The sequence below is a fragment of the Burkholderia sp. BCC1640 genome, assembly GCF_902833125.1.
GTDB classification, from domain to species: Bacteria; Pseudomonadota; Gammaproteobacteria; order Burkholderiales; family Burkholderiaceae; genus Burkholderia; species Burkholderia diffusa.
Map to the genome: position 1 here is coordinate 56,705 of NZ_CADFEF010000036.1, position 8,366 is coordinate 65,070.

The window sequence follows — 8,366 nt, forward strand, 5'->3', positions numbered from 1 at the left end:
GCGACGACATTCACCCCGCGTTCGCGCGTTATCGCACCTGGCTGCGCAGCGTCTTCGCGGCGGCGACCATGTTCGTCAGCGCCGGAATCACTTCCGCCCACTGGCGCGTCTTCAGCCCGCAGTCCGGGTTCACCCACAGGCGCTCCGCCGGAATCCGCTCGGCCGCCTTCCTCATCAGGCCGACGATATGATCTTGCGTCGGGATGTTCGGTGAGTGGATGTCGTACACGCCCGGCCCGATCTCGTTCGGATACCTGAAGCTGTCGAACGCGTCGAGCAGCTCCATGTCCGACCGCGACGTCTCGATCGTGATCACGTCCGCGTCCATGTCGGCGATCGACGCGATGATGTCGTTGAACTCCGAATAGCACATGTGCGTATGGATCTGCGTATCGTCTTGCACGCCGTTCGCGGTGATGCGGAACGACTCGACCGCCCACTCCAGGTACTCGCCCCATTGCGCGCGGCGCAGCGGCAGTCCTTCGCGCAGCGCCGCCTCGTCGATCTGGATCACGCGCACGCCGGCCTTCTCGAGATCGAGCACTTCGTCGCGGATCGCGAGCGCGAGCTGGTAGCACGACACCGAACGCGGCTGGTCGTCGCGCACGAACGACCAATTCAGGATCGTCACCGGGCCGGTCAGCATGCCCTTCATCGGCTTGTTCGTCAGCGACTGCGCATACGCGATCCATTCGACCGTCATCGCCTTCGGGCGGCTGATGTCGCCGAACAGGATCGGCGGCTTCACGCAGCGCGAACCGTACGACTGCACCCAGCCGAATTGACTGAATGCGTAGCCGTCGAGCTGCTCGCCGAAGTATTCGACCATGTCGTTGCGTTCGGCTTCGCCATGCACCAGCACGTCGAGCTCGAGCGACTCCTGCTCGCGCACGCTGCGCGCGATTTCCGCCTGCATCGCCTCGCGGTAACCGGCTTCATCCAGCGCGCCGGCCTTGAACTGGCTGCGCGCCAGGCGAATCTCGGCGGTCTGGGGAAACGAGCCGATCGTCGTCGTCGGGAACGCCGGCAGGTTCAGGCGCGCGGACTGTTTCGGCGCGCGCTGCGTGTACGGGCTCGCGCGATTGCCGAGCTGCGCGTCGATGCGCGCGATCGCGGCCTTCACCGCCGGGTTGTTCACGCGCGGCGAGCGACGGCGTGCTTCGATCGCGGCGGCGTTCGCGGTGAGCGCGTCGGCCACCTTGTCGCGGCCTTCGTTCAGCGCGGTCGCGAGCACCTTCAGTTCGTCGAGCTTCTGCAGCGCGAACGCGAGCCATGCACGGATCTCCGCGTCGAGCTTCTCCTCGTTCGCGAGATCGACCGGCACATGCAACAGCGAGCACGACGGTGCGAGCCACAGGCGATCGCCCAGTCGCTTCGCGAGCGGTTCGAGCCAGTCGAGCGTCGCGTTCAAGTCCGTCTTCCAGATGTTGCGGCCGTTGATCGCGCCCACCGACAGCACGCGGTCGGCCGGCAGTTCGCGCACGAGTGCATCGATTTCGTCGCGGGCGTTGATCGCATCGATGTGCAGGCCGTCGACCGGCAGCGAGACCGCGAGCGTCAGGTTTTCCTTGAGCTGTCCGAAGTATGTCGCGAGCAGCAGCTTGATGCGGCGCGTCTCGAGCGCGTCGTACGCGGTGCGCAGCGCCAGGCGCCATTCGGCGTCGAGCTCGGTGACGAGGATCGGTTCGTCGATCTGCACCCATTCGACACCCTGCGCGGTCAGCGTGTCGAGCAGCGCACCATATACCGGCAGCAACTTCGGCAGCAGCGCGAGGCGATCGGAATCGTCCTTCGCCTTGCCGAGCCACAGATACGTGACGGGGCCGAGAATCACCGGCTTCGCGGCGACGCCCTGCGCCTGCGCTTCCGCCAGTTGCTGGAGCAGGCGCGACGGATCGAGCGAGAAGTTCGTGTCCGCGTGGAACTCCGGCACGATGTAGTGATAGTTCGTGTCGAACCACTTCGTCATTTCACCGGCCGCGACACCGCCGCAGCATGCCGCGTGTTCTTCCGCCGACTGCGCCGAACGGCCGCGCGCGACGCGGAAATAGTTGTCGAGCGCATCGCCATGGAAGTCCTGCACGCGTTTCGGCAGGTTGCCGAGCGTGAAGCTCATGTCGAGCACCTGATCGTAGAACGCGAAATCGCCGATCGGTACGAGATCGAGGTCGCGCTGGTCGTTCCAGTGGCGTTGGCGAAGTTCGGCGCCGAGTGCCTTCAGTTCGTCGCGCGACGATTCACCCTTCCAGTAGCGTTCGAGACCGAACTTGAGTTCGCGCTTCGCGCCGATGCGCGGAAAACCGAGGTTGTGTGTTGTAACCATGAAGCTGCCATCCAGAAGAAATTGAAGATCCGGCAGCCATCATAGGGATTTCATCCCATGAAATAAAATGGCATTATTTCATTCATCCATTAAATCTGTTCATGTATCTGCCGGGTGAACGATCTCCATGCTGGAACGATTCCATCTCGTCGTGATCCGCGAAGTCGAGCGCCAGGGCTCGCTGACCGCGGCCGCCAATGCGCTGCATCTCACGCAATCGGCGCTCAGCCATACCGTCCGGAAAATCGAGCAGCAGCTCGGCACGCCGATCTGGGACCGGGAAGGACGCGGCCTGCGGCTCACGCAGGGCGGGCAGTATCTGCTGAAGCTGGCGAACCGGCTGCTGCCGCAGTTCGAACTCGCCGAGGAGCGGATGAAGCAGTACGCGAAGGGCGAGCGCGGCACACTGCGCATCGGGATGGAGTGCCATCCGTGCTACCAGTGGCTGCTGAAGGTCGTGTCGCCGTATCTGTCGCGCTGGCCGGACGTCGACGTCGACGTGAAGCAGCGCTTCCAGTTCGGCGGCATCGGCGCGCTGTTCGGCCATGACATCGACGTGCTCGTGACGCCCGATCCGCTGAACAAGCCGGGGCTGCGCTTCGATCCCGTGTTCGATTACGAGCAGGTGCTGGTGGTCGCGGATGCGCATCGGTTCGCGAACGCCGACTACGTGACGCCCGAGCAGCTGACCGACGAGGTCCTGATCACCTACCCGGTCGAGACCGACCGGCTCGACATCTACAACCAGTTCCTGACGCCGGCCGGCATCGTGCCGAGACGCCACAAGTCGATCGAGACGACCGACATCATGCTGCAGATGGTGGCGAGCGGGCGCGGCGTGGCCGCGCTGCCGAGGTGGCTTGCCGATGAATACGCGGACCGGATGCCGGTCGTGCCGGTCAAGCTCGGCAAGAAGGGCATTGCGAAACAGATCTTCCTCGGCATCCGCGAGGCGGATGCGTCGATCGACTATCTGGCCGCATTCGTCGCGCTGGCGCGCGAATCGACATGGAGCGCGCCACGCATGCTGCGCTAGCCGCGCTCGCACGCCGCGCACTTCCGGCGGCCGCATGTCGGTGCGCAGGCGAGTGTTCACTATATGGATGACGACGCGAGCCTTGCACGGCAAGTTGCGTCACGACGTCACGGCGCCTTCCCCTTACACATCCGTAAGACCATGATTCGTCATCCGTACTGTCATCAAACTGACTGCTAGCGAAAGCTAGGATCGGACGCGGTTCCCTTACGAGATGCCGTCATGAATCATCCTGCTTCGTCCGCACCGAGCAATTCGGGTTCAGTCGCACGCACCAGGCAGGTCGGCTATGCCGTGTTCCTGCTGGTGCTCGCATTCGGCGCCGCCTATATCGCCACGCACCTGATCGCCGATCTGTCGCCGGTCCGCGAAGGATCGCTGTTCCCGTACCTGATGCTCGGCGCCGCGCTGCTGATCGCGCTCGGCTTCGAATTCGTCAACGGCTTCCACGACACCGCGAACGCGGTGGCCACCGTGATCTATACCCACTCGCTGACGCCCAACGTCGCGGTGATCTGGTCCGGCATGTGGAACTTCCTCGGCGTGATGGTCTCGAGCGGCGCCGTCGCGTTCGGCATCCTGCAGTTGCTGCCGGTCGAACTGATCCTGCAGGTCGGAAGCGGCGCCGGCTTCGCGATGGTGTTCGCGCTGCTGATCGCCGCGATCATGTGGAACCTGGCGACCTGGTATTTCGGGCTACCGTCGTCGAGCTCGCATACGCTGATCGGGTCGATCATCGGCGTCGGCCTGATGAACCAGTTGATGCACGGACCATCCGGCACGAGCGGCGTCGACTGGGGCCAGGCGCTCGGTGTCGGCAAGTCGCTGCTGTTTTCGCCGATCGTCGGCTTCCTGTGCGCGTCACTGCTGCTGCTCGTGCTGAAAGCGCTCGTGCGGGTTCCCGAGCTGTACAAGGAGCCACAGAGGGATCAACCGCCGCCGTTCTGGATTCGGTGCCTGCTGATCCTGACCTGCACGGGTGTGTCGTTCGCGCACGGATCGAACGACGGGCAGAAAGGGATGGGCCTCATCATGCTGATCCTGATCGGTACGGTGCCGACCGCGTATGCGCTGAACAAGGCCGTCACGCCGGCCGAATCGCAGACCTTCGTCGCCGTCGCGAACCAGGCTGCCGCGACGTTCGGGAAGTACACGAACGGCGTCGCGCCGTCCGCGAACCCACGCGCCGACGTCGAGCACTACGTGCAGCATCGTGAACTGACGCCCGCCGTGCTGCCTGCAGTGCAACAGCTGTCCACGTCGCTCGCGACCGCGGTCGGCGTGTCGGGGTCGATGGCTGCGGTGCCGCAACGCGACGTCGACAACGTGCGCAACACGATGTATCTGGTGTCCGAAGCAATTCGCCTGATCGAGAAGTCGGGGCAGCCGGCGCTCGCCGCCGACGACAAGCTCGCAATCGACAACTATCGCAAGCAACTCGACCACGCGACCAAGTTCATTCCGACGTGGGTGAAAGTCGCCGTCGCGATCGCACTGGGCCTGGGCACGATGGTCGGCTGGAAGCGGATCGTCGTGACCGTCGGCGAGAAGATCGGCAAGCAGCATTTGACGTATGGGCAGGGCGCGTCGGCCGAACTCGTCGCGATGCTGACGATCGGCGCCGCCGACGTGTACGGGCTGCCCGTGTCGACGACGCACGTGCTGTCGTCGGGCGTCGCGGGCACGATGGCCGCGAACGGATCCGGGTTGCAGTGGAGCACGGTGCGCAGCCTCGTGCTCGCGTGGGTGCTGACGCTGCCCGCGTCAATCGTGCTGGCAGGCGGGCTCTACTGGTTGTTCCGGTCAGTGGCTTGATCGGGTAAACGGGACGCGGCCGGTGAAAGCCGGTCGCCTGCCGTGGAAAATATCTCCGTCCCTTCTCCGCTTCGACACTTCTCGGCATTCGATGGGGCCGTGCCACGTCCTTGCCTTTTCCGCCTTTCCGGATTGGAGAGCAAGATCTGGAGCGCGCCAGCACACGGGCGCCGCTAGACTGGGTTCATCAACTTTCATCGTGGCTTCGACCGTGCACGCGACGCTTGCGAATATTCCGCGCGATCGTACGGCACCACAACGCTGACGAACCGAGGTACGCCCGTGAATATCGCCAATCTGCAACCTGCCGTCGAATCGCCGGACATCGCGCAACGCGTCGATGCAATCGACTGGCCGGCCGTCGATATCGAGCTCGATCGCTACGGATGTGCGCGAGTACCGGGCCTGATCTCCGCGAGCGAGTGCGATGCGCTCGCCTCGCTCTATCCGCGGGATGCGCTCTATCGTTCGCGCGTCGTGATGGCACGGCACGGCTTCGGGCGCGGCGAATACAAGTACTTCGCGTACCCGCTGCCCGGGGTCGTCGCCGAGCTGCGCGCGACGCTCTACCCGCATCTCGCGCCGATAGCCAATCGCTGGAACCAGGCACTCGGGATTGACGTCCGCTATCCGAAAGAGCACCGGACTTTCCTCGATCGCTGCCACACGGCGGGACAGACACGACCGACGCCGCTGATCCTGCAATACGGTCCCGACGACTACAACTGCCTTCATCAGGACCTGTACGGCGAGCATGTCTTTCCGCTTCAGGTCGCTATCCTGCTGTCGGTACCTGGTCGGGATTTCACGGGCGGCGAGTTCGTGCTGACGGAACAGCGACCACGCATGCAGTCACGCGCGGAAGTGGTGCCGCTGATACAAGGCGACGCGGTGATCTTCGCCGTCCACGGCAGGCCCGTGCAGGGAACGCGCGGCGTCTACCGCGTCAACTTGCGCCATGGCGTGAGCAGAATCCGAAGCGGCCACCGCCACACGGTCGGCATCATCTTCCATGACGCGCAATGACGGCCTGCGGGGTGCAACGCGATGTTGTCGCGCCATTCGGCATGCGGGTGAGTTTGCGCAACAGGCACCGCACATCATTGCGCGAGGATCGTTGTGCGGTGCCGCCGCCGCATGGTCCGCGCATCACCAATGGTGACGGGCGACGGGCACACTGTCCTGCAGACGATCGTCGCCATGACGGATCGACGTGTCAAGTGAGCGACAAAAAAACTGAAGCCCTCACCCGTCGCGACGCCGATGCAATGAGAAGTCTCGCTTACCCGCGGGCCGCATTTGCCCGCAGGCGATCGCCAGCATTGGAAGCCAGCCGCGCATAGCCAGGCAACGTCAGCAGCGCGAGCACGCCCGCCGCAACGAACGCCCAGCGAAAGTCGTCGAGCACGTAATGCACGCCGGCCGCGTCGCCACGCACCAACGCCGCGAGCCGCAGCGACAACGCACCGAATGCAATCCCCATCCCGATCGTCATCTGCTGTGCAGCACTCCACAGCGTGCTGGCCGCGCTCGTCTGTCGAGCCGGGATATCCGCATACGCCAGCGTCGCGAGCGTCGTGAACTGCATCGACCGCGTGAGCCCGTAGACGAATACGACGAACAGCGTGATCGCCAGCGGCGTCGACGCCGTCAGCCAGCCACACGCGATCGTGAAGAGACCGACGACCGTCACGTCGACGAGCGCAACGCGCCGGAAACCGAATCGATCGAGGATCCACGACGTTCCCGCCTTCATTCCGAGATTGCCGAGCGCGCTGGCGAGCAGCAGCAGGCCGGACTGGAACGGCGACAACCCGAAGCCGATCTGGAACAGCAGCGGCAGCAGGTACGGCACGGCGTTGATCGCCATCCGCGTGATGGAGCCGGTGATCACCGTCACCGAAAATGTCGGCACCTTCAGCGTCGTGAAATCGAGCAGCGGATGCGCACAGCGTTGCGCGTGCATCCACGCGGCGATGCCGAACAGCACGCTCGCGCCCACCAGAATACCCGCGCGCGTGAAGTCGACGTCCTGCTGGCCAGCTGCTTCGGTACCGATCAGCAGACAGGTCAGCGCAGCGCCTGCCAGCACGAAGCCGACCCAGTCGAGCGGTCGGTGCTCGTCGGCACGCGTGTTCCGGACGATCAGCCAGGTACAGACGAGCGCAACAATGCCGAACGGGACATTCAGCAGGAAGATCCATCGCCATGACGCGTAGGTCGTGATGAAGCCGCCAATGGGCGGCCCGACGACCGGCGCGACAATGCCTGGCCACGTGATCGTCGCGATTGCGCGCATCAGCTTAGCCTTCTCGGTGCTGCGAACGACGATCATCCGTCCAACCGGCACCATCATCGCTCCGCCGACACCCTGCAGCAGACGCGCGGCCGTGAACGTCATCACACCCTCGGACAGCCCGCACAGCACCGACGCGCCGGTAAAGACGAAGATGGCGGTGGCAAACACCGTGCGCGAGCCATAACGATCTGCGATCCAACCGCTGATCGGGATGAATACCGCGAGCGCCAGCATATAGGCGGTCATCCCGAGGCTCAGCGCGTTCGGCCCGACGCCGAACGAGCGCGCCATCTGCGGCAGCGCGGTCGCGATCACGGTCGTGTCGAGATACTCCATGAAGAACGTTGCAGCGACCAGATATGGTAAGAAGTCGGTCGTCCGACCACTTTGTGCAGGGCTGTCAGTCATGAACGGTGCGGGAAACGGAATCGAAGGACACCGAGTGCCGGTTTATACAGATGAACACCGGGAATCGGGATGAACGGCGATATTACCCCGAAGGGCTGCTTATCCGCTTTGCCGAGCATGTCGCGCAAATGGACTTTATGCGCATAGATTTTTATGACGATATCGTGCCGCAGTCACCGAATGGCGGGACGGGAACATCAAGTCGGGGGATTTTTGCCGGAAAGTGACATTTTTCGACGATCATCGAGCAACGTCGAGCATCATCGGCCTTACAGCACCTTTGCCACCTTGCACTCGCCATTCCGCTCGCATTTCCATCGCGCCAATGCAAAAACCCCCGCCTTGTCGGGCGGGGGTTCTTGGCTTGAGGGAGCCTGACGATTACCTACTTTCACACGGGAATCCGCACTATCATCGGCGTAGAGTCGTTTCACGGTCCTGTTCGGGATGGGAAGGGGTGGGACCGACTCGCTATGGTCATCAGG

General features: G+C 63.8%; 6 protein-coding genes and 1 rRNA gene. 4 read left to right on the forward strand and 3 right to left on the reverse strand.

Annotation, left to right across the window (positions count from 1 at the left end):
• Positions 1-28 precede the first annotated feature (28 nt).
• Positions 29-2,323, reverse strand: coding sequence for a 5-methyltetrahydropteroyltriglutamate--homocysteine S-methyltransferase (gene metE / locus HWX25_RS28950; protein WP_175911880.1), 2,295 nt, complete (start codon positions 2,321-2,323; stop codon positions 29-31).
• A 127-nt stretch (positions 2,324-2,450) separates the two neighbouring features.
• On the opposite strand from metE, the gene HWX25_RS28955 reads away from it, so the two are divergent.
• The 3 genes from HWX25_RS28955 (at position 2,451) to HWX25_RS28965 (ending at position 6,200) form a co-directional block, all read left to right on the forward strand.
• Positions 2,451-3,359 (forward strand): LysR family transcriptional regulator, encoded by a 909-nt coding sequence (locus HWX25_RS28955; RefSeq protein WP_059532643.1) that lies wholly within the window; start codon positions 2,451-2,453, stop codon positions 3,357-3,359.
• A gap of 222 nt (positions 3,360-3,581) precedes the next feature.
• The gene (locus HWX25_RS28960) at positions 3,582-5,174 is read left to right on the forward strand and encodes an inorganic phosphate transporter (protein WP_175911881.1); all 1,593 of its coding nucleotides are present in this window, start codon (positions 3,582-3,584) and stop codon (positions 5,172-5,174) included.
• Positions 5,175-5,456: 282 nt separating this feature from the next.
• Entirely contained in the window at positions 5,457-6,200 is a 744-nt protein-coding gene (locus tag HWX25_RS28965; protein ID WP_175911882.1) for a 2OG-Fe(II) oxygenase, read from the forward strand.
• 256 nt (positions 6,201-6,456) lie between these two features.
• Here the strand turns inward: HWX25_RS28965 and HWX25_RS28970 are convergent, their stop codons facing one another.
• Positions 6,457-7,881: a DHA2 family efflux MFS transporter permease subunit gene (locus tag HWX25_RS28970; protein ID WP_175911883.1), complete on the reverse strand. Its 1,425-nt coding sequence runs from the start codon at positions 7,879-7,881 to the stop codon at positions 6,457-6,459.
• A 50-nt stretch (positions 7,882-7,931) separates the two neighbouring features.
• Between HWX25_RS28970 and HWX25_RS28975 the strand changes: the two genes are divergently transcribed.
• The gene (locus tag HWX25_RS28975) at positions 7,932-8,108 is read left to right on the forward strand and encodes a hypothetical protein (protein WP_175911884.1); all 177 of its coding nucleotides are present in this window, start codon (positions 7,932-7,934) and stop codon (positions 8,106-8,108) included.
• A gap of 145 nt (positions 8,109-8,253) precedes the next feature.
• Here HWX25_RS28975 and rrf read toward each other — a convergent pair.
• Positions 8,254-8,366 (reverse strand): 5S ribosomal RNA (gene rrf / locus HWX25_RS28980).